General features: G+C 36.9%; 17 protein-coding genes, 1 pseudogene and 1 other annotated feature. Of the genes and pseudogenes, 9 read left to right on the forward strand and 9 right to left on the reverse strand.

Going from position 1 to position 20,989, the window contains the following annotated elements:
• Positions 1-82 precede the first annotated feature (82 nt).
• Together NST98_RS06300 and rpsD are read left to right on the forward strand one after the other, a co-directional pair.
• Positions 83-1,198 carry an IS4 family transposase gene (locus tag NST98_RS06300; RefSeq protein WP_096549683.1) on the forward strand — a complete coding sequence of 372 codons (1,116 nt, stop codon included), beginning with the start codon at positions 83-85 and terminating at the stop codon, positions 1,196-1,198.
• 453 nt (positions 1,199-1,651) lie between these two features.
• Complete coding sequence (rpsD, locus tag NST98_RS06305; RefSeq protein WP_016837096.1) at positions 1,652-2,254, forward strand: 30S ribosomal protein S4; 603 nt, start codon at positions 1,652-1,654, stop codon at positions 2,252-2,254.
• 124 nt (positions 2,255-2,378) lie between these two features.
• Here the strand turns inward: rpsD and NST98_RS06310 are convergent, their stop codons facing one another.
• Positions 2,379-2,645 (reverse strand): hypothetical protein, encoded by a 267-nt coding sequence (locus NST98_RS06310; RefSeq protein ID WP_340714714.1) that lies wholly within the window; start codon positions 2,643-2,645, stop codon positions 2,379-2,381.
• Between the two features lie 193 nt (positions 2,646-2,838).
• Here NST98_RS06310 and NST98_RS06315 point away from each other — a divergent pair, with 193 nt between their 5' ends.
• Both NST98_RS06315 and NST98_RS06320 read left to right on the forward strand, forming a co-directional pair.
• A complete protein-coding gene (locus NST98_RS06315) occupies positions 2,839-4,194 on the forward strand; it encodes a transposase (RefSeq protein WP_340714611.1) in 1,356 nt (451 codons plus the stop codon).
• 448 nt (positions 4,195-4,642) lie between these two features.
• On the forward strand, positions 4,643-5,917 hold the full coding sequence (locus tag NST98_RS06320; RefSeq protein WP_340714715.1) for an ISL3 family transposase: 1,275 nt from the start codon (positions 4,643-4,645) through the stop codon (positions 5,915-5,917).
• Positions 5,918-6,025: 108 nt separating this feature from the next.
• On the opposite strand, the gene tyrS is transcribed toward NST98_RS06320, so the two are convergent.
• Both tyrS and NST98_RS06330 read right to left on the reverse strand, forming a co-directional pair.
• Positions 6,026-7,294, reverse strand: coding sequence for a tyrosine--tRNA ligase (tyrS, locus tag NST98_RS06325; protein WP_168411924.1), 1,269 nt, complete (start codon positions 7,292-7,294; stop codon positions 6,026-6,028).
• Between the two features lie 164 nt (positions 7,295-7,458).
• Positions 7,459-7,602, reverse strand: coding sequence for a hypothetical protein (locus NST98_RS06330; protein WP_172597780.1), 144 nt, complete (start codon positions 7,600-7,602; stop codon positions 7,459-7,461).
• A gap of 448 nt (positions 7,603-8,050) precedes the next feature.
• Positions 8,051-8,239 (reverse strand) — a binding site (T-box leader).
• A gap of 120 nt (positions 8,240-8,359) precedes the next feature.
• Here NST98_RS06330 and NST98_RS06335 point away from each other — a divergent pair.
• Positions 8,360-11,209, forward strand: coding sequence for a transglycosylase domain-containing protein (locus NST98_RS06335; RefSeq protein ID WP_340709849.1), 2,850 nt, complete (start codon positions 8,360-8,362; stop codon positions 11,207-11,209).
• Between the two features lie 261 nt (positions 11,210-11,470).
• Positions 11,471-11,884: pseudogene (locus NST98_RS06340) on the forward strand (transposase); the annotation flags it as partial.
• 56 nt (positions 11,885-11,940) lie between these two features.
• Here NST98_RS06340 and NST98_RS06345 read toward each other — a convergent pair.
• The 5 genes from NST98_RS06345 to acsA form a co-directional block, all read right to left on the reverse strand.
• Positions 11,941-13,071, reverse strand: coding sequence for an acetylornithine transaminase (locus NST98_RS06345; protein WP_340714716.1), 1,131 nt, complete (start codon positions 13,069-13,071; stop codon positions 11,941-11,943).
• Positions 13,068-13,847 (reverse strand): acetylglutamate kinase, encoded by a 780-nt coding sequence (gene argB, locus NST98_RS06350; protein WP_096551568.1) that lies wholly within the window; start codon positions 13,845-13,847, stop codon positions 13,068-13,070. The genes NST98_RS06345 and argB overlap by 4 nt, the downstream gene beginning before the upstream one ends.
• Complete coding sequence (argJ, locus tag NST98_RS06355) at positions 13,810-15,030, reverse strand: bifunctional ornithine acetyltransferase/N-acetylglutamate synthase (RefSeq protein WP_340714717.1); 1,221 nt, start codon at positions 15,028-15,030, stop codon at positions 13,810-13,812. Before argJ ends, argB begins: the two co-directional genes overlap by 38 nt.
• Positions 15,031-15,061: 31 nt before the next feature.
• A complete protein-coding gene (argC, locus tag NST98_RS06360) occupies positions 15,062-16,096 on the reverse strand; it encodes an N-acetyl-gamma-glutamyl-phosphate reductase (protein ID WP_340432369.1) in 1,035 nt (344 codons plus the stop codon).
• A gap of 204 nt (positions 16,097-16,300) precedes the next feature.
• Positions 16,301-18,031 (reverse strand): acetate--CoA ligase, encoded by a 1,731-nt coding sequence (gene acsA / locus NST98_RS06365; RefSeq protein ID WP_445684027.1) that lies wholly within the window; start codon positions 18,029-18,031, stop codon positions 16,301-16,303.
• Between the two features lie 166 nt (positions 18,032-18,197).
• On the opposite strand from acsA, the gene NST98_RS06370 reads away from it, so the two are divergent.
• The 3 genes from NST98_RS06370 to NST98_RS06380 are packed head-to-tail and all read left to right on the forward strand — an operon-like array spanning position 18,198 to position 20,647.
• Entirely contained in the window at positions 18,198-18,830 is a 633-nt protein-coding gene (locus tag NST98_RS06370; protein ID WP_016837082.1) for a GNAT family N-acetyltransferase, read from the forward strand.
• A gap of 15 nt (positions 18,831-18,845) precedes the next feature.
• Complete coding sequence (locus NST98_RS06375; RefSeq protein ID WP_340714718.1) at positions 18,846-19,493, forward strand: CBS and ACT domain-containing protein; 648 nt, start codon at positions 18,846-18,848, stop codon at positions 19,491-19,493.
• Complete coding sequence (locus tag NST98_RS06380) at positions 19,490-20,647, forward strand: acetoin utilization protein AcuC (protein WP_340714719.1); 1,158 nt, start codon at positions 19,490-19,492, stop codon at positions 20,645-20,647. Before NST98_RS06375 ends, NST98_RS06380 begins: the two co-directional genes overlap by 4 nt.
• A gap of 81 nt (positions 20,648-20,728) precedes the next feature.
• Here the strand turns inward: NST98_RS06380 and NST98_RS06385 are convergent, their stop codons facing one another.
• On the reverse strand, positions 20,729-20,878 hold the full coding sequence (locus NST98_RS06385; RefSeq protein ID WP_340714173.1) for a hypothetical protein: 150 nt from the start codon (positions 20,876-20,878) through the stop codon (positions 20,729-20,731).
• Positions 20,879-20,989: the final 111 nt, after the last annotated feature.

A 20,989-nucleotide genomic window follows, 5' to 3' on the forward strand; every position in this document is an offset into this window, starting at 1 on the left:
TATTGATTTCGAAACAAAAAAATCCTTTACAATGGAAGTACAGGTGGTTCCTGTCCAAATCCAATCGTAAAGGATAAACGTTATGGACAAGAATACACTAATTTCATCATTTGGTAAATGGGTTTCACCCATAAATATTCAAAAACTTAGCGAACAAGTCAAAGAATTGAAACAGGACTATTACACAAAAAAGCTGACAACAGAAGCCTATATTAAACTTTTATTGGTAGCCCAGCTGCTCGAATTTAAGAGCTTAGAGGAAATGAGTGATGCACTTGTAGACGAAGATCTTCAAAAAGCACTCGGATTTGAATCGATAAGTGCCTCTCAGCTATCCCGAAAAAACAATCAGATCAACCCACTAATTCTTGCAAATTTGTTCTTGGATCTTGTTTGGAAAATTCAACGGTACCATTATAAAACCGGAAAGAATATGCCACTGAAAATCATTGATTCAAGTACACTCCCGTTGAATTTGACCAATTATAAATGGGCAAAATTCCGTAAAACAAAAGCTGGTGTAAAGCTACACTTACGGCTCGTTTTCATGGATAAAGACACCGTCTATCCTGAAAAAGCAGTGATTACGACAGCAAAAGAACATGACCGAAATCAACTCGAAGTCCTAGTGGATGATAAAGAAGCCATGTATGTGTTTGACCGCGGTTATGTGGACTATGAACGTTTTGATCGGATGACAGATGATGGCTATTTCTTCGTTTCAAGACTGAAGAAAAACGCAGTCATTCGTGAAGTCTATACATTTTCACTTCCTGATGATTGTCACGTTCTATCCGATAAAATGGTCTACATTGGTACCACACAAAATCGTACTGAAAATGTCTTTCGTCTACTAGAAGTTATGGACACAAAAGGGAACTTACTTCGTTTCATCACCAACCGATTTGATTTAAAACCAGAAGAGATAAGTGATATTTACCGATCTCGCTGGGCTATTGAACTCTTTTTCAAATGGCTCAAGCAACACGTAGAAATTAAGCACTTTTATGGAATGAGTGAAACAGCTATTCAAAATCAAATTTTCTTAGCCCTTATCACGTATTGCTTACATGTTCTCATTCAATTGGAGATGAAAAGTAAGAAATCTCTACTTCGAATTACTCGTTGGTTAAAGAGAGCTCTGTGGAAACCAGCTTATGTTTGGTTGCGAAAATTTGATGGGCGAGCCAGTCCATAATCTCCCTTTTGTCGTTGTCGCTCTGGTTTAACTGTATATATTTACCAAATGGGCAGTGCCACCTTTCTTTAGGTTTTGTCTTTTTGGCACAAATTCACAAAAATTAATTAACAGAAAATTCTAACTATATTTATGCAATGCTAATGCTCTTTTCTGTATCATTGATTAATGTTATGAAAAAAACAGTTGAAATATCTCTAAACATTAGCAATTCAATTATTTTCCCTTGACTGAAGTTCTAAAAAATTATAAAATTACCTTCGTGTAAAATAAATGCAGCAGTTGTATAAACTTGTGAATGTATTTTATTCCTCTAATAGTCACTGATTATTAGAAGGTGTATTGAGTAACCCTAACGGCTGCTAGGGCGAAAATACATGAAAATAAAATACACATAAGTTCGGATACAACTGGTTTTGTTTTACAACAAAAAAACCAAAAGGAGGAGACAAGATGTCTCGTTATACAGGACCATCATGGAAAATCTCTCGTCGCCTTGGTATTTCACTAAGCGGCACTGGTAAGGAATTAGAAAGACGTCCTTACGCACCAGGTCAACACGGACCTACTCAACGTAAAAAATTAACAGAATATGGTTTACAGCTTCAAGAAAAACAAAAACTTCGTCATATGTATGGTATGAACGAACGTCAATTCAAAAACCTATTCGTTAAAGCGGGTAAAATGAAAGGTGTTCATGGTGAAAACTTCATGATCCTTCTTGAATCTCGCTTAGATAACTTAGTATATCGTTTAGGTCTTGCTCGCACTCGTCGTGCAGCTCGTCAATTAGTAAACCATGGCCACGTTACTGTTGATGGACAACGTGTTGATATTCCTTCATACAGCGTAAAACCTGGTCAAGTAATTTCTTTACGTGAAAAATCTAAAAACTTACAAGTTGTAAACGAAGCAATTGAAGCAAACAACTTTGTTCCAGAATACTTAACTTTCGATGCAGAGAAAAAAGAAGGTACTTACGTTCGTTATCCTGAACGTTCTGAATTACCATCTGAAATTAACGAATCTCTAATCGTTGAGTTCTATTCTCGCTGATTTATTGCTTTATGACAAAAAGCCCTGGAAACTTTGTTATCAAGTTTCCAGGGCTTTTTTTAAGCATATGGAAAACTTTATTTCAATTAATAGTGAAACAAACAAATCTGTTAATATCAAGGCATTAAGTATATTCAATCGTTTTGCTATTATGTTTCTTGCGGGTAATTTTCCCCCATTGGCAACGTTTTTTTCTATATCCTATAAACGCCGAAACTCTAATCAGCGATAAAAAATAACGGAATATAGCAATTTCAATCATGACCATTAGTAATGCAATCATCACATCTGACCCATGCAGTTTTAATCCTTGAGTATATACTCGCTGGAAAAATGCTGTAAGAGACAATAAGATTCCATAACATGTATAAATTAAAAATAAATTAATCATAAATGGAACATTCAATAATTCGAATGATTCCAATTACCATCATTATTAAAGTGAATATTGTTAAATGAGTTAATTTCATAATTCTCACCCCTTGATTTTCAAGGGATTCAAGACAATAAAAAATGGGTACCTCCCCAAATTTCGTTATAATGGTAGGTAACCAAACAAACCATACGAAAGAGGTGAGTACCCTATGACTATTGTAAAACAAATTTCTCTTTTTGACATCCATCAATTATTAGAAATGGAAAGTTCCCATCGTTATGAAGCCATTTTTAGTGCTATCGACATTCAGCCTATATTTCAATTGTTTTCTAAAAAGACATTGAAAGGTGCACCACGTGAATTGAATTATGGTGCAATGATTCAATCGCTGATTATACGTATTGTCGAACGTATTCCAACTATCAAGGATTTAGTCAAACGTTTGGTTCATGATCCTTTATTTCGTTTCGACTGTGGATTCCTTGTGTCTGATGTCGTACCATCTGAAAGCTCTTATTCACGCATGATTCAAGTCATTAGTGAATCAGATGTGCTAGATAAAATGAACGATACACTCATCAAAACAGCGATGTTGGAAGGCTTTCTAAATGATGAACATGTCGCCATCGATGCGAGTCACTTTGAAGCTCGTGATGCTTTCACACCATCAGAAAAGAAAGCACCTAAAACTCCTAAAAAACGTGGTCGTAAAACTAAAGCTGAACGAGCTGTTTGGTTAGCCGAACAAGTAGAGAAAAAAGGAAATCAATCAACCTATGAAAAAGAACTGAAAGAACAGCTGGATATCCCATTAGAAACCCTTTGGAAGGATGTACCGATTGAGCCAAAATGGGGTGTGAAAAAGAATAGTAAAGGAAAAAATACATTCTGGTTTGGTTATAAAGCACATTTAGCTGTTTCGACGAAAAGTCAATATATCATCACTCGTTTGATGTCCTCAGGTAATTTAAGTGATTGTAAAGCTGCGATTCCATTATTGAAAAAACTTCATCACTTAGGAAACGGTCATTTTACAATAGCTATATTTGATGCTGGTTATGATGTTGAACCTATTTACCGTCAAGCCGTATCACAGTCCATGCGAGTCGTGATTCCTTACAACGTTCGTCGAGAAGGAGAATATATAGGATTCGATGAACATTTTCGTCCAACCTGTGTGCGTGAACATCGTTACCAATATGACAGCTTTGACGCTAAGTACAATACATTAAAATTCACACGTCCAAAGGAATGTGCAACTTGCCCATTACGAGAAGACACCCTTTGCCAAAAAGTTTTCAAAATCAAATGTGATATAGATATCCGTAAATTTACCTATCCAGCACGTGGGACAGAACGATGGAAACAGCTTTATCAAGAACGTACAGCAGTCGAACGCGTTAACGCTTATTTAAAGGAATACTTTCAATTAAACAATGTCCGTCATCGTACAGGAAAGAAAGCAAAAATGCATTTCAATCTGGTGACGTTAATTTATAATACCTGCAAACTAGCAGTTGATCGAATCAATGCTTTATTACAGCAACAAAACCAAGTTGCATAATTTAAAAAAAACAAAGTTTTTAGTATAGGGGTACTCTATACTTCAGAAAAACTATGATTTATGAAATTGATTCAAATAACAAAATTATATTTATTTACATTTTTTAATCTTTTTGGTTTAATTGTTTCGTAACATGTCAATAAAATATTATGTAGAATTAAGTGCATTATTACTATTTTGGTATTAATAAGTAAGTCTTAATGAAAGAAAATTTCAAAACCCCATTATATCTACTATCTAATTGGGTGGAATTTTTTTCAAAAGGACAAAAATTAAGGCTTGATTGACATCATTTGTCAATCAAGCCTACTCGTTTATTTGGCTCTATAATATTTGGTGTTGGTGAGTATAAACCAGCACCAATTTTTTTGAACAAAAAAATGAGACAGTGACAAAACTCTGGTAAAATGTAATCGACCAAAACCACATTTACAAGGAGTGATGTCACATGTCTCATCATTATTCTATACGTAATTTATTAAATATTAAAGACAAAAATATCACATTTGATGAAAATTTTTGTGCAGAAGAACTCATTAAAGGGGTCCAATCAAAAGTCTTTTATGGCCAATTAACTTACCAACCAAAAGCGTGCTATGCTTGTGGACATGTCTTTGATGATCAAATCATTAAACACGGTTTTAAAACGTCTCTCATTAAAATGCCTAGTGTTTCAGGTTTTCATACCTACTTAAAATTGCGTAAACAGCGTTATTTCTGTAAACATTGTCATTCCACGTTTACTTTAAAAACGAGCGTCGTGGCTAAAAACTGTTGTATTTCCAACAATACCAAAGTATCGATTGCTTTAAACGCCAAAGATAAAATATCCGAAAAAGATATTGCGATGAAACATAATGTTTCTCATGCCACTGTCAGTAGAGTCATTGACAGCTTTTATAGCTACTATCAACCAAATGTTCACTACCTTCCAAAGCATTTGTGTTTTGATGAGTTTAAATCAGTGAAATCCGCAGCTGGAGCGATGTCCTTTATTTTCTGCGACTCTGAAACGGGGGAGATTGTGGATATCGTGGAGGACCGGAGATTACATGTCCTCAAAGAGTATTTCTTACGGTATTCCAAGAAGGCGAGAGATGCGGTAAAAACGATTGTCATCGATATGTACAGCCCTTATATTTCCTTAATCCAAGAAGTTTTCCCTAAAGCGGAAATCGTACTCGACAAATTCCATATCCTCCAACTATTTAGCAGAGCTTTAAACAAAACGCGCATCAACGTCATGAATCGGGATAAAAAGAATTACAATAAATTAAAAAAATACTGGAAGCTCCTTCTGAAAGATCAAACAAAACTTGATTATAAGAACTATACATATCATCGTTGCTTTAAAAAGCATATGTGTGAGGTGGAGATTCTCCACTATCTCATTGATTTAGATTCTGAATTAAAAGCGTCCTATGAGTTATACCAATACGTGCAACATTGCATCAAAACCAAAGACTTTGAGCTCTTGAAGAAAACCTTGGCGAATAAACAGAACAGCGTTTCCAGCTATATGAAAACCGCCATCAAGACAATCAACAACTACATCAATTACGTCGAGAATACGCTAAAGTACGATTATAATAACGGCATTTTAGAGGGGATTCATAACAAAATCAAAGTGATTAAACGCATTTCTTTCGGTTATCGATCCTTCTATCACTTTAGAAACCGAATATTCATTACCCAAAACTTAGCGAAAATAAAAACAGCTTAGGGGAACTCGAATTTCCCCTAAGCCATCCGATTACATATTACCAAATAATGTCACTAGAATTTATTCACCAACACCATTTGACAAAGAACCGTTTATTTCTATCAAATATTAAACGTATTTAACCATATGATATTTCTTTTTACCACGTCGGATAATTGTAAATTCATCGTCTAAACGCTCTTTGCTACCAACAATGTAATTTACATCAGTTACTTTGTCTCCATTAATAGAAATGGCTCCATTCGCTACGTCTTCTCTCGCTTGACGTTTTGATGGCGAAATATTTGCTTCTACTAGTAAATCTACAATATTTTTGTCTACTTTCGCGATTTCTGCAGTAGGTACATCTTTAAATGCATCTCTCATTTCGCTGGCAGATAGTGATTTTAAATCCCCTGAGAATAGTGCATCTGTAATGCGTTTTGCTGTTTCGAGCGCTTCTTCGCCGTGAATTAGTTTTGTCATTTCTTCTGCTAATACCTTTTGCGCTTTGCGTAAATGTGGTTCTTCTTCCACAGATACAGCAAGAGCTTCAATTTCCTCTTTGCTTAAGAACGTAAAGATTTTTAAATATTTAACAACATCCGCATCAGCTGTATTAATCCAGAATTGATAAAATTCATATGGACTAGTTTTCTCAGGATCTAACCAAACTGCACCGCTTGCCGTTTTACCAAATTTTGTGCCATCCGCTTTTGTAACAAGCGGCATTGTAATACCGTAAGCCTTAGCCTCTTCATTATGGGTTTTGCGGATGATTTCAAGACCTGTTGTAATGTTGCCCCATTGGTCTGAACCCCCAACTTGTAATCGCACATTGTAATGATCATATAAATAATTAAAATCAATACCTTGCAATAAAGTGTAAGAGAATTCAGTAAATGAAATACCTGATTCAAGACGAGAGGCAATGGTATCTTTTGCAAGCATGTAATTAACATTAATAAGCTTTCCGTAATCACGCAAGAAATCGATGACATTCATTTGGCTAATCCATTCATAGTTATTCACTAAAATAGCACTATTTTCACTATCACCGAATTCAAAAATGCGCTCCATTTGTTTTTTTAGTCCATTAACATTTTTTTCTATTTGTTCTTTTGTAAGAAGTTGGCGTTCTGTAGATCTTCCAGATGGATCACCAATCATTCCTGTTGCCCCACCAACAAGTAATACAGGTTTGTGACCTGCTTGTTGGAAACGACGCAGTGTCAGTAGTGGCACAATATGGCCAATGTGCATGGAATCAGCTGTTGGGTCCACCCCTACATATAATGATATTTTTTCTCCACTTAATAGTTTTTCTAATCCTTCTTCATCAGTTTGCTGATATATTAAACCACGCCATTTTAAATCTTCTAATAACGCATTTGTCATACTTGATTCCTCCTAATTTTTATTTATTAATGAAAAGGGATAGTGTGTTCAATACATATTTCACCAAAGCTAGGTCAAAGAAATTTTGCAATCGAGTAGGAGGGAGTGATTAGCTCCCGTCCTCTCACACCACCGTACGTACGGTTCCGTATACGGCGGTTCAATTAAGATAATTGACGCAAGTTTTCATAACTTCCGTGAATAGCTTGTCTTCTTATGCCAGTGGTCACTCCACCCTCCAAGAGGTCTCCCACGGGATTCACCGCTTCCTTCCTCAAGTGAGGTACTACGTTTTCTGTGTTCATCATGACTCACTGAATGCCAAGGGCTATTCTCTCTTAATTGTTCGGTCCTTCTTAGTAGTTCTAAACCAACTAATACTATGACCTCTGCTGACTTCTGACGGTTCAGCTACTTATCACTAAGTAGGTTATGAAGCGAACTTCACCTATCCGCCAGACCTCCCCGGGTAAGTACATGCACTTTCACACCATCTATCCGCCTCATTTACTCGATATGACCTTCGACAGAAAGAGCTTTGTTTTGTTACGCAAACTCACTCAATCATACCTAGCCTTATATGAGGTTCGTGTTCCTCGGACCGGTGTTTTGCCTCCAGCTTCCTTCAGATTCCGCGTCACCACGGACACCCTTGCTCTTGGCTAACCTCTACTTCTGTCTTCGGGGTTCGGGACTTACACCCTATAGTTCATGTACATGCCGGGCGCACATAAAAAAACTGCATGCAATCATGCATGCAGGGACGCTATTCACGTGGTACCACCCAGCTTGGAGAAACTATCTCCCACTCATTCATCCTTATCGCGGAAAACGTTCAAGCTCCAAGAACGTAATTCATGTCTTCATTATGACTAGCTTGCACCAACCGCTAGCTCTCTAATACAGTGAATGAAAACACTACTTCAATCTCTTCAACGCTTGAAAATATATGTAAATCATAAAAACTATAAGTCATATTGTACTCGTAAAATTTTCATTGTCAACAACTATACTCCGATTATATAGAATTGTGCTATAATATACAAGATTTTAGGAGGGGATTGAGTGAGAGAGTGGCTTCAACAATTTATCAATAAACTAATACAAATAAACGAAAAAATTGAAACGATAGCTACATCTAAAGATACAAGCAAGTTGCGCATTACATTAAGTGTGCTTTGGAATCTAGGACTCGTCTTTTTGATACTTTTTTTAACCGGCTTTGTATTTGTATTTTCCATTGGAGTAGGCTATTTTGCATCATTAGTAAAAGACGAGCCTCTGCACACGAAGGAAGAAATGCGAAAACAAATTTATAACTATGAAGAAACTAGTGAAATGTATTTTGCCGGAAATATTTACATAGGCAAAGTTCGCACAGATTTAGATCGACAAGAAACAACGCTTGATCAAGTTTCACCCCTTTTAGTGCAGGCAGTCCTTGCAACGGAAGACGAATACTTTTATGAGCACAATGGAATCGTGCCAAAAGCGGTACTTCGAGGATTAATTCAAGACTTTACAAATGCTTCAACCCAAACTGGTGGTTCTACTTTAACGCAGCAACTTATTAAGAACCAAATATTAACGAATGAAGTGTCATACGAACGAAAAGCGAGAGAATTGTTGCTTGCATTCCGTCTTGAACATTTTATGACAAAAGATGAAATTTTAGAGGCGTATTTAAACATTATTCCATATGGCAGAAATGCTTCTGGCCGGAATATTGCAGGAGTGGAAACAGCGGCGAAAGGAATTTTTGGTGTAAGTGCAAAGGATTTAAATTTACCGCAAGCTGCATACATTGCCGGAATTCCACAAGCACCTTTTGCTCATACTCCTTATACGCAAAAAGGACAACTAAAAAGTCCAGAAGGTTTACAACCTGGAATCGAACGAATGAAAACCGTCTTATATCGAATGAAAGAAGTTGGCTATATTTCAGAAGAGGAATATCAAGAAGCTCTCAACTATGACATTACAAAAGATTTCAAAGAACCAGAATCACAAACGTTAAATTACCCATATCTAACTTTTGAAATCGAACGCCGAGCAAAAGAAATTATGGCAAGAGTATTAGCTGAAAAAGACGGCATCGATCCTAAACGTCTTGATGAAGAGGAAAATCTTTACGAAAAATATATAATACTTGCGGACAGAGATATACGTTCAGGCGGCTACCGCATATATACGACAATCGATAAAGACTTATATGATGCAATGAACAATGCAGCAAAGGAATTCCAATATTATGGTCATACTTTTACGAAAACAGAAATTGATCCAGAAACAAAACAAGAAGTTGAAGTCCCTCTTCCTGTGCAAGTAGGCAGTATACTAATCGAAAATAAGACAGGAAAAATATTGAGCTTTGTTGGAGGAAGAGACTTTGAAATTACCGAGTTAAACCATGCAACTCAAGCATATCGTCCGAATGGTTCAACGATGAAACCGCTACTTGTTTATGGTCCAGCGATCGAATATGGTGTGATTGGCGCAGGAAGTCCTGTTGTTGACGTCAAATTCAAGTATAAAGGCTGGGCTCCAACTAACTATATCCAAAACGAAGAGCGGGGAATCATACCGGCTAGGGTAGCATTAGCTCACTCGCAAAACTTAACAGCAATCCGTTTATACGACCAAATTATCGACAGAAGACCTGCTGAGCTATTAAAGAAAATGGGATTCTCAAAATTAACTGAAGGGGATTTTGTTAATCTAGCTACTTCTATCGGAGCATTAGAATACGGAACAACAGTGGAAGAAAACACAAACGCTTTTGCCACATTTGCAAATGGTGGGAAATTTATTGACGCTTATATGATTGATCGGATAGAAGATGTAGACGGCAATATTATTTACAATCACACTCCAGAGCCAGTTCAAGTGTTTTCCCCTGAAGCATCATACATCATTACTGATATGATGAGAGATGTATTGGAATATGGTACTGGTACTAGAGCACGCAGTACATTAAAATTCTCATCTGACTTTGCAGCAAAAACAGGTACAACTCAAGAATACAAAGACGTATGGTTCGTTGGATACAATCCAAATGTTTCTTTAGGGGTTTGGTTAGGTTATGACCAACCGAGAACTTTATATCAATTTAACAATATATATTTCCAACCAAGTACTCGTGTAAATTTATTATGGGCAACTTTAATGAATGCGGCTTACAATGTAAAACCCGAATTCATTGGTACGAAAGAGCGATTCCAACAACCGAAAGATGTCGTACATGCATCCTTCTGTGGCATCTCAGGAATGGCGCCATCAAACGCATGTAGTAATGCTGGTTTAGTACAAAATGACTTGTTTATTCGTAAATTTGTTCCATCCAAAGTAGATAATAGCTTCATCTCTTCTGAAACGAGAACGGTTAACATCAACGGTGAATCTTATCTTGCTTTGGATTCAACACCATCTGAATTTACTTATACTTCTAGCGGAATTTCATTAAATAAAGAATTTGTTGATAAATTACTAGGCCGTCTCGGCGGAAATCCTGATAAACTCTTAGGAAAACAATCAATCCAAGTTGCATCTGCAAAGAGCTTTGACGCAGACCAAGTTGCACCTCAACCAGTAAATGCAACAATTAAAGGAAATGTTTTATCCTGGTCACCTTCCGCTTCCAATGACGTTGTCGGTTATCGTGTTTACGACCTTTCCGACGGCGGTAAAAAATTAATCGCTTCCGTTAAAAGTGATACTCGCAGCATTACTGTTGGAAAAGGAAAATACGGAGTCGTCGCAGTTGATATTACGGGATTAGAATCCGCCATTTCCAACGTGCAAGCAGGAGAACCGTTACAAGAAAATCCTAAGGACGATCATAACGAAAACGAACAACCAAACGACAACGAACAAAATGAAACTGAAAAAGAAGAAAATGACCAGAACCATCAATAAAAACTGTTATTCCACAACAATGGCAACCCACATCATCATTTATAAACACGTCGTCTGAAATGATTTCAAGACGCCAATTGTAACACTATCGCAGGAACAAGTGTTATAAAAAAATAAGTGAGGGTGTCTGGAAAGTGATATGCTCCCTATTAGGTAGACAGATGAAAAAATAAAAATTCATCTAACCTAATAGGGGGCTTTCATTATGACCTTTTACAAGTATCCTAAAGAGTTCATGTTAAAACTGATTCATTTTTAAGTGCCATTATTGATTTGTATGATGGTTCTATTGTGAGTTATGAATTGGGTCATTCCAATAATAATCAATTAGTTTTTAAAACCATACGAAAAGCAATCCAAACCCTGAAACCTGATGAACATCCACTCGTACATAGCGATCGAGGATTCCAATATACGTCCAAAAAATATAAGGAAATTATAGACGAGGCACAATTAACACAAAGTATGTCTCGGGTAGGTCAATGCATCGATAACGCTCCAATTGAATCCTTTTGGAGTAAATTCAAATGTGAAAAATATCATTTGAATACCTATGATTCATATCAAGCACTGAAACAATCGATTGATGAATATATTTATTTTTATAACAATTTCCGTTATCAGAAAAAATTAAACGGCTTAAGTCCATTAGAATACAGGGCTCAAGCCGCTTAGTTACATTTTTATTTTTTACACTGTCTACTTGACAGGAAGCAGTTCACCCTTTCTTTTTATGCGAATACCTTTTTTAAAATGTCGATGGCTTGATCGATTTCTTCATAGCTTACCGTTAGAGGAGGCAATAATCGAATTACTTTTGTACCAGCCGAACAAACTAATAAACCAGCTTCTTCTAGTTTACTAATAGCTGGCGCCACTTCATTTTCCCCTTCTAAACCAATCAATAACCCTCTACCTTTAACTTTAAATTCTCCATTATGGAAAGCTGCTTTTAACTTTTCACCAAAATAATCTGATTTCTTTTTTACTTCATCTAAAAATTCTTGTTGGAATACAATGTCAATAACTTTTTGAGCAACAGCAACAGCTAACGGATTTCCTCCAAAAGTTGTACCATGTGTACCTGGACTAAAAGTATCAAACAATTCTTTTGTTCCTAATATACCACCGATTGGAAATCCTCCTCCGAGTCCTTTAGCTATTGACACAATATCCGGTTTTAAAGGGGTTTGTTCGAAGGCGAAACGGGTACCTGTTCTACCAATTCCTGTTTGAACTTCATCAATGATTAATAAAATTCCATTCTCTGAACAAATCTCTTGAATAGCTTCAGCAAACTCATCGGTAACCGCATTGACCCCGCCTTCACCTTGAATGACTTCAAGCATGATGGCAGCAACTGTATCATCAATTACACTCATTAATGCATCCACATCATTAAATGGTAGATACGTAAATTTGTCCACTAACGGACCAAAACCGTTATGAATTTTACCTTGTCCTGTTGCACTCATTGAACCAAATGTACGGCCATGGAATGATTGTTGAAAGGTAATAATATGGTGTTTTCCAGTATGTTTACGTGCGAGCTTAATAGCCGCTTCATTTGCTTCTGCTCCGCTATTACAGAAAAATGCGTATGAAAAGTGTGTATCCTTTACGAGTGATTGCGCTAGTTTTTCCTGACCCGGTATTTGATATAAATTGCTAGTATGCCAAATTTTCTCGCTTTGTTCCTGAATTGTTTTGACAAGTTCCGGATGAGCATGACCCAATGATAATACAGCAATTCCGCTTGTAAAATCTAAATATTCTTTGCCATTTTGATCTTTGACGATGGTCCCTTTCCCTTCAACAAGAGCAATGGGTCTTCTTGCGTAAGTATTAAAAAGTGCACTCATTTTACTAACTCCTTACTGATTATTGTTGTCCCTGTTAACGTATCATCAACGATTTCTACTTTCGGGATGCCTGCTTTTAATACTCGAATCGCTCCCTCTACTTTTGGTATCATCCCCCCTGTAATTTCGCCTTCTTCAATCCACCGATGAATGAGTTCAGGTGTAACTTCTTTTTGATACTTTCCACCAATGCGAATTCCAGCTACATCTGTAACAAGCAGTAAACGTTCAGCACCTACTGCCAACGCAATTTCGCTAGCTACTGTATCACCGTTAATATTTAATCCTTGTCCTTCTTCGGAAACGCCGATGCAACTAATGACCGGCACCACTTTCTTTGTGGTAAGGATATCGATAATATCAGTATTTATATGCTTTATTTCTCCCACATATCCATAAGTTTCATAGTCTAGTAATTCACACTGAAGAAGATTCATATCAAATCCGTTTATACCGATTGCTTGAATGCCTGCTCGATTTAAATCGTAAACGAGTTTCGGATTCACTTGGCCAATTAAAATCGACTGAACAACTTCCATTGCCTCTCTATTTGTTACTCGAATACCATTTATTTTATGCGATGAAACTTTCCTTTTTTCCAATTCTCGGTTTATGGCCGGACCTCCGCCATGGGTAATGATGATATCATAACCTTCTTCTTGTAATGTTTTAAAATTGGAAAAGAAGGCCTCATTTAAGCCTTCTAATGTACTTCCACCTAATTTAATGACAATTCGTTTACGAACGGTAGCTTGCATTGATTTGTACATAGTCATAAGATAAATCGCACCCCCATGCAAACCCGTGTCCTTCTCCTTGACTTAATGAAACATAAATTTTTATTTCATTTGCCTTTAAAATTTTTATTAGTTCTTCTTCATTAAATGGAACGGGTTCACCATTTTCCACCATTTTTTTATCACCAATTTTTATCATAATTTTGTCTGGGTCAACTGTTGCTCCACTATAACCAACAGCCGCAATAATGCGTCCCCAGTTAGCGTCACAACCAAATACCGCCGTCTTCACTAATGGAGAGCCTACAACCGTTTTTGCAATTTTTCGTGCTTCTTCATCTGAAACAGCCCCATCTACTTCTACCTCAATTAGTTTTGTTGCGCCTTCTCCATCTCGTGCAATTGCTTTTGCCAAATCTTCTGCAACCATTTGTAAAGTTTTATAAAAATTGTTCCAGTCTGGGTGTTCCGGTGTTAATGGGTTATTCCCTGCTAAACCATTCGCCAACACCAATACCATATCGTTAGTTGAAGTATCTCCATCAACTGTAATACAGTTAAAAGTAAAGTCTGTAATTTCTGATAACGCTTTTTGTAATACATCGGATTCGATATTCGCATCTGTTGTAATAAATCCAAGCATCGTCGCCATATTTGGTTCAATCATTCCAGAACCTTTTGCTGTACCTGAAATTACGACTTCTTTTCCATCGATAGTTGTGGAATAAGTTGTGTTTTTCATGACCGTATCTGTCGTTAAAATTGCTTGTGCAAAATCGATGCCATTTTCCAATGTATTTCCTATCTCAATTTTTTTCACACCTTCACGGATGTAATCCATCTTTAGCATCTCACCGATAACTCCAGTAGAAGAAACTCCCACTAATTCAGGATCGATACCTAATTTTTCTGCAGCTAATTTTTGCATTTCATAAGCATCAAGCAACCCTTGTTTTCCTGTGCAAGCATTGGCATTACCAGAGTTGACAATTACCGCCTGCATTTTTTTCGTTTCATAAACAACTTCTTTCGTTACTTTAATCGGTGCAGCTTGCACTTTGTTTGTTGTAAATACGCCTGCAACACTCGCTGGTACTTCACTATATAAAAGTGCTAAATCCTTTTTCTTATGTTTAAGTCCACAATGGATTCCAGCAGCTTTAAATCCTTTCGGTGATACAATATTTTTACTTGATAGCTTCATCTCTACTATAGATTCCATTTTTTCTCCTCCATTTCTATCAAACGCAAAATTAAATAAATAATGGTACGACATTTAAGCCCGTCGTTTGCGGCAGATTCATTTGAACATTCATATTTTGAATTGCCTGCCCTGCAGCCCCTTTAACTAAATTGTCAATTACACCAATGATGGTAGCCCGATTTGTCCGTTCATCTACTTTTGCAAACACATCGCAATAGTTCGAACCTTTTACTCGACTCGTTCCAATTGTATCGGCATCGGTAATCACACGAACAAACGGATGTTTTTTATACGTTTCTAGTAAACATTCCGTTAAATCTTTTGTAGTTACTCCATTTGCCACCGGTGCATAGGAAGTCGCTAAAATTCCCCTCGTCATGGGCACTAAATGCGTATTAAATGTAATGGTTGTTTTAACGTTTGTAAACATTTCAATGGCTTGCTCTATTTCCGGAATATGTTGATGTTCATTAATCTTATAAATTGATAAGTTTTCATTCGTTTCACTAAAATGCGTCATTTTCGTTGGTTTATTTCCAGCACCTGATACTCCGCTTTTTGCGTCTATCACTAAGAAGGAAGGATCAATTAAACCATTCTTAATTAGCGGAAGGATTGATAAGAGTACTGCAGTCGGATAACATCCTGGATTTGCTATAAAAGCAGCCTCCTTAATGTTCTTTTCATTCCATTCTGTTAAACCATATACGCTTTTTTCTATAATTTCCGATGGAGCAGGTTCTTTCTTATACCATTTTTCATAGTCTTGTAGATTTTTTAATCGATAATCTCCAGATAAATCGATTAATTTTGGTCCTCTTCCTACAAGCGGAGGTAAAAGTTTGCTCGTCACCCCACTAGGTGTACTTGCAAAGACAACATCATATTTCCTCAAAGTCTCATAATCTATTTTTTGTAAAGGTACATCTTGAATATTCAATAAATGACCATATTTTGACGAAAATATAACTCCTTCTTCAGAAGAAGTAAACAAGTCCATCCTTTCTACTTCAGGATGATTATGTAAAAACCGAATCAGTTCTAATCCACCATATCCAGTAGCTCCAATGATTGCCACCTTCATCATTCTCACCTCTTCTGTAAGATAATGTATAGTATAAACCTGTATAAATATAAAGTCAAATGTATTTTTATATATTTTCGAAAAATTCTATAGAACAAAAAAACGAAGGATATTCACTTATTTATAAATGAATTATCCTTCGGTAGATGCATAAATATTATCTTGCTCAATAAATCACATGATGTGTTCTAGCAATTCATTGAATTAATCATCTTCCATCGTCGATAAGTCACCTGTTGGAAGATTTAACTCCCAAGCTTTTAATACGCGGCGCATGATTTTACCGCTTCGAGTTTTCGGAAGTTTATCTTTAAATTCAATTTCCCTCGGTGCTGCATGTGCAGCTAAACCCGTTTTAACAAACTGGCGAATTTCCTCTTTCAATTCTTCTGTCGGTTCAACTCCAGGTCGTAGTGCTATAAAGGCTTTAATGATTTCACCGCGAACTGGATCTGGCTTTCCTATAACACCCGCTTCAATAACATCTGGATGTTCTAGCAATTTGCTTTCTACTTCAAATGGTCCAACTCGCTCGCCAGCTGTCATAATTACATCATCGACACGACCTTGGAACCAGAAATATCCATCTTCATCTTTATATGCTGAATCTCCTGAAACATACCATTCTCCATTTAAGAAATATTGTTCATAACGCTCAGGATTTTTCCAAATGGCTCTCATCATGGCAGGCCATCCTTTACGAATCGCTAAGTTACCCATCGTATATGGCGGCAATTCATTTCCTTCATCATCGACAATAGTAGCATATACACCTGGAATTGGTTTTCCCATGGAACCTGGTTTTATTTCCATGCTTGGATAGTTGCAAATCATATGTCCACCAGTTTCTGTCATCCACCAAGTATCGTGGATGCGATGGCCTAATTCATTCATTCCCCAACGAATGACTTCTGGGTTTAATGGTTCTCCTACTGAGAGCACGTGTCGTAATGAAGATAAATCATATTGTTTTAACACGCTTGTACCTGCACCCATTAACATTCTGAATGCTGTTGGTGCACTATACCAGACAGTAACACCATATTCTTCGATAGCTTCATACCATTTTTCAGGACTAAATCTTCCTCCGATGATTACGTTTGTTACACCATTCAACCATGGACCAAAAATACCATAGGCTGTCCCTGTCACCCATCCTGGATCTGCTGTACACCAATAAATATCATCTTCATGCAAATCTAATACCCAACGAGCAGTTTGATATTGTTGAATCATTGCATTATGCACATGCAATACTCCTTTTGGTGCCCCCGTTGATCCAGATGTATAATGTAAAAGCATTCCATCTTCTCGATCTACCCAAACAATATCGAAATGACTGGATGCTTCATCTAATCTTTTATTAAAATCAACGATTTTTTCATTTTCTTCTACTTGTTCCCCAACAAGAAATACTTTTTCTAAATGTGGTAATTCATCTAACGGCACTCGATTTAATAATTCTGGAGTTGTAACAAGTGCCTTTGCTTCACTATTTGATAATCTGTCATATACCGCTCCCTCCATAAATGCTTCAAAGAGCGGACCTACAATTACCCCCAACTTCAAAGCACCAAGCAAAGAAAAATACAATTCTGGAGATCTCGGCATAAAGATAAACAATCGATCCCCTTTTTCAAGGTTTGCATACTCTTTTAACACGTTGGCAGCCTTGTTCGTCATGCGCTTCATATCATAGAATGAGTAGGCTTCTTTACGTTCCCCGTTATTAAAGTAAAGAGCTACTTTGTTTTTTCGATCTGATTCTGCATGACGATCGATTGCTTCGTAAGCAGCATTTAGTTTCCCCGTCGTATACCAACTAAATGCTTTCTCTACTTCCTTCCAATCGAAATTAGCATATGTTTCATCATAGTTTTTTAGATGATAATCCCCGTGAACAACTGCTAATTTCTCAGTCGTTTTCATCCCCATGAAATATCCCCTTTCTTTTTTGATATTTTACATTTTACAACGAATTATTATAATTAGCAAAATATTTTTAACATTTAGTTAATTTGTTTATTTTTCACAAATTTCTGCGTTAATGCACAGAATTTATCATATAATGTTAATAATAGAAAAACGGAGGTGATGCTGATTGCAACATATAAAAAATTATTACAATGCGCAGTTGAAAACGCCTCATGGCACCGTCATCGTCGAAGGGCCCATACCGCCAGAAACACTCGAACAATATGAATTTCATGAAAATTTAACTTCTTTTCGTCCTCCTCAGGAACAAAAAAGGGCATTAATCGAGATAGCTAAATTAATAGAAGGTAGAATTATTATCGCTCGCAATGAAAATATCGTCATCGGCTATGTCACATATCTTTATCCTGATCCACTTGAGAGATGGTCAGAGGATAAGATTGAAAATATGCTAGAATTGGGAGCAATTGAAGTAATACCATCCTATCGAGGAGCTGGGGTAGGAAAAAAACTATTAGAAGTTTCCTTTATGGGAGATGAAATGGAAGATTACTTAGTTATTACTACAGAATATTATTGGCATTGGGATTTAAAAGGCACAGGACTAAATGTATGGCAATATCGAAATATGATGGAAAATTTAATGAAAACAGTTGGCTTTGAATATTGTGCGACCGATGATCCAGAAATAACATCTCATCCAGCCAATTGTCTAATGGTTCGTATAGGCAAGCGAGTGAATCAAGAATCCATCGAACGATTTGACAGACTTCGATTTAAATATCGATACATGTATTAATTTAGGAGGATAAGTATGATTGTCGAACAAATCATGAAAAGAGATGTGTATGCGCTTACACCAAAAGATACATTAAATGATGCCCTTAAATTGATGAGAGAAAAAAGTATCCGCCACATTCCCATTGTAGATGATGAAGAAAATGTCGTTGGTCTCATTACATCACACGACGTCAAAAATGCATTACCTTCTTGTCTTAAAGAAGAAAATAATCCGACTATTTATGATACACCACTAGAAAAATTTATGGTAAAAGATGTCATCGTTGGTCATCCACTTGATTTTGTTGAGGATGTAGCGATTACATTTTACGAATCAAAAATTAGTTGCCTACCTATAGTTTCTGGAGGGAAGCTTGTAGGTATCGTTACATCTTCGGATTTACTGTATGCTTATATTGAATTAACAGGTGCACATCAGCCTTCATCGAAAATTGATATTCGGTTAAAAGATAAAGTTGGAACATTAGCAGATGTCCTAACACTTATAAAAAAACATCATGCAAATGTGTTAAGCATTTTAGTATTTCCTGATACAGAAAACAATGATAGCCGCATCATTTCAATTCGCATTCGAATGATGAATCCTTTATCAATTATTACTGATTTACGAAACAACGGCTTTGAAGTATTATGGCCTAATGTGCCAGGGGTGAATCTATGAAAAATGCAGTATTTGTATACTCACCAGAACAATTAAGCTACAAGTTTTCTGACAGCCATCCATTTAACCATAAGCGGTTACTGTTAACTATTGATTTACTAAAAAACATTGACGCCTTATCAGATGATGATATCATTCCAGCAAGAGTAGCAACTGATGAAGAACTTGAACTGGTCCATGATTCAAAATATATCGACATCGTAAAAAAAGCAGGACATGGCCTCATAACAGCAGAACAAGCAGAACCATACGGCATTGGAACAGAAGATACCCCGATTTTTCCGAACATGCATGAAGCAAGTAGTTTGCTTGTCGGCGGTACATTGCAAGCGGTAGATTATGTAATGCAAGGAAAAAGTAAACATGCCTTAAATCTCGGTGGTGGTTTGCATCATGGTTTTCGTGGAAGAGCAAGTGGCTTTTGTATATACAACGATAGTTCGATTGCAATCCGTTACATACAAGAAAAATATCAAGCTCGCGTTCTTTATGTAGACACAGATGCTCATCATGGTGACGGTGTACAATGGACATTTTATGATGATCCTAGCGTTTGCACATTTTCCATTCACGAGACAGGCAGATATTTATTTCCAGGTACGGGAAATATCAGTGAAAGAGGAAATGGACAAGGTTATGGAACTTCATTTAACTTTCCTCTTGAAGCCTTTACTGAGGATAATAGTTTTTTAATGGTGTACGAAAAAGCTTTAAGGGAAGTCATTGAATATTTTAAACCCGATGTACTTTTCACCCAAAATGGCGCAGATGCCCATTATTTTGATCCTTTAACTCATTTATATGCCTCCATGAAAATATACCGAGAGATTCCGAAACTCGCTCATGAATTGGCTCATGAATATTGTGATGGACGATGGATTGCCGTTGGTGGCGGCGGTTATGACATGTGGCGAGTTGTGCCACGGGCATGGTCACTGATTTGGCTAGAGATGAATGATTACCCCATTCCAACAGGAAAACTGCCTGAAGATTGGTTAAACAAATGGCAAAAAGAGGCGCCGGTGCCGCTCATTCCAACGTGGGAAGACCCAAATCCATTATTTGAACCGATTCCAAGGAAAGCAGAAATAGAAGAAAAAAATGCACAAATGCTCATAAAAGCATTAAATATCATCAGAAGTGAGAAAAAATAGCATTCATATAAATCGAGTAGGAGGGAGCGATTAACTCCCGTCCTCTCACACCACCGTACGTACGGTTCCGTATACGGCGGTTCAATTAAGATGATTGACGCAAGTCTTTATATAACTTCCGTGAATAGCTGTTCTCTTTATGCCAGTGGTCACTCCACCCTCCAAGAGGTCTTCCACGGGATTCACCGCTTCCTTCCTCAAGTGAGGTACTACGTTTTCTGTGTTCATCATGACTCACTGAATGCCAAGGGCTATTCTCTCTTAATTGTTCGGTCCTTCTCAGTTGTTCTAGACCAACTAATACTATGACCTCTGCTGACTTCTGACGGTTCAGCTACTTAT

The sequence above is a fragment of the Ureibacillus sp. FSL W8-0352 genome (genome assembly GCF_038004345.1).
GTDB classification, from domain to species: Bacteria; Bacillota; Bacilli; order Bacillales_A; family Planococcaceae; genus Ureibacillus; species Ureibacillus thermosphaericus.

Bases quoted from the DNA above. Each gene is read 5' to 3' on its own strand.
- NST98_RS06345 (WP_340714716.1), bottom strand. From the start codon at position 13,071: ATGAGTGCACTTTTTAATACTTACGCAAGAAGACCCATTGCTCTTGTT.
- NST98_RS06375 (WP_340714718.1), top strand. From the start codon at position 18,846: ATGATTGTCGAACAAATCATGAAAAGAGATGTGTATGCGCTTACACCA.
- rpsD (WP_016837096.1), top strand. From the start codon at position 1,652: ATGTCTCGTTATACAGGACCATCATGGAAAATCTCTCGTCGCCTTGGT.
- NST98_RS06315 (WP_340714611.1), top strand. From the start codon at position 2,839: ATGACTATTGTAAAACAAATTTCTCTTTTTGACATCCATCAATTATTA.
- NST98_RS06300 (WP_096549683.1), top strand. From the start codon at position 83: ATGGACAAGAATACACTAATTTCATCATTTGGTAAATGGGTTTCACCC.
- tyrS (WP_168411924.1), bottom strand. From the start codon at position 7,294: ATGACAAATGCGTTATTAGAAGATTTAAAATGGCGTGGTTTAATATAT.
- argB (WP_096551568.1), bottom strand. From the start codon at position 13,847: ATGACTATGTACAAATCAATGCAAGCTACCGTTCGTAAACGAATTGTC.
- NST98_RS06320 (WP_340714715.1), top strand. From the start codon at position 4,643: ATGTCTCATCATTATTCTATACGTAATTTATTAAATATTAAAGACAAA.
- argC (WP_340432369.1), bottom strand. From the start codon at position 16,096: ATGAAGGTGGCAATCATTGGAGCTACTGGATATGGTGGATTAGAACTG.
- NST98_RS06310 (WP_340714714.1), bottom strand. From the start codon at position 2,645: ATGATTAATTTATTTTTAATTTATACATGTTATGGAATCTTATTGTCT.
- NST98_RS06385 (WP_340714173.1), bottom strand. From the start codon at position 20,878: ATGATGAACACAGAAAACGTAGTACCTCACTTGAGGAAGGAAGCGGTG.
- NST98_RS06380 (WP_340714719.1), top strand. From the start codon at position 19,490: ATGAAAAATGCAGTATTTGTATACTCACCAGAACAATTAAGCTACAAG.
- argJ (WP_340714717.1), bottom strand. From the start codon at position 15,030: ATGGAATCTATAGTAGAGATGAAGCTATCAAGTAAAAATATTGTATCA.
- NST98_RS06330 (WP_172597780.1), bottom strand. From the start codon at position 7,602: ATGATGAACACAGAAAACGTAGTACCTCACTTGAGGAAGGAAGCGGTG.
- acsA (WP_445684027.1), bottom strand. From the start codon at position 18,031: ATGGGGATGAAAACGACTGAGAAATTAGCAGTTGTTCACGGGGATTAT.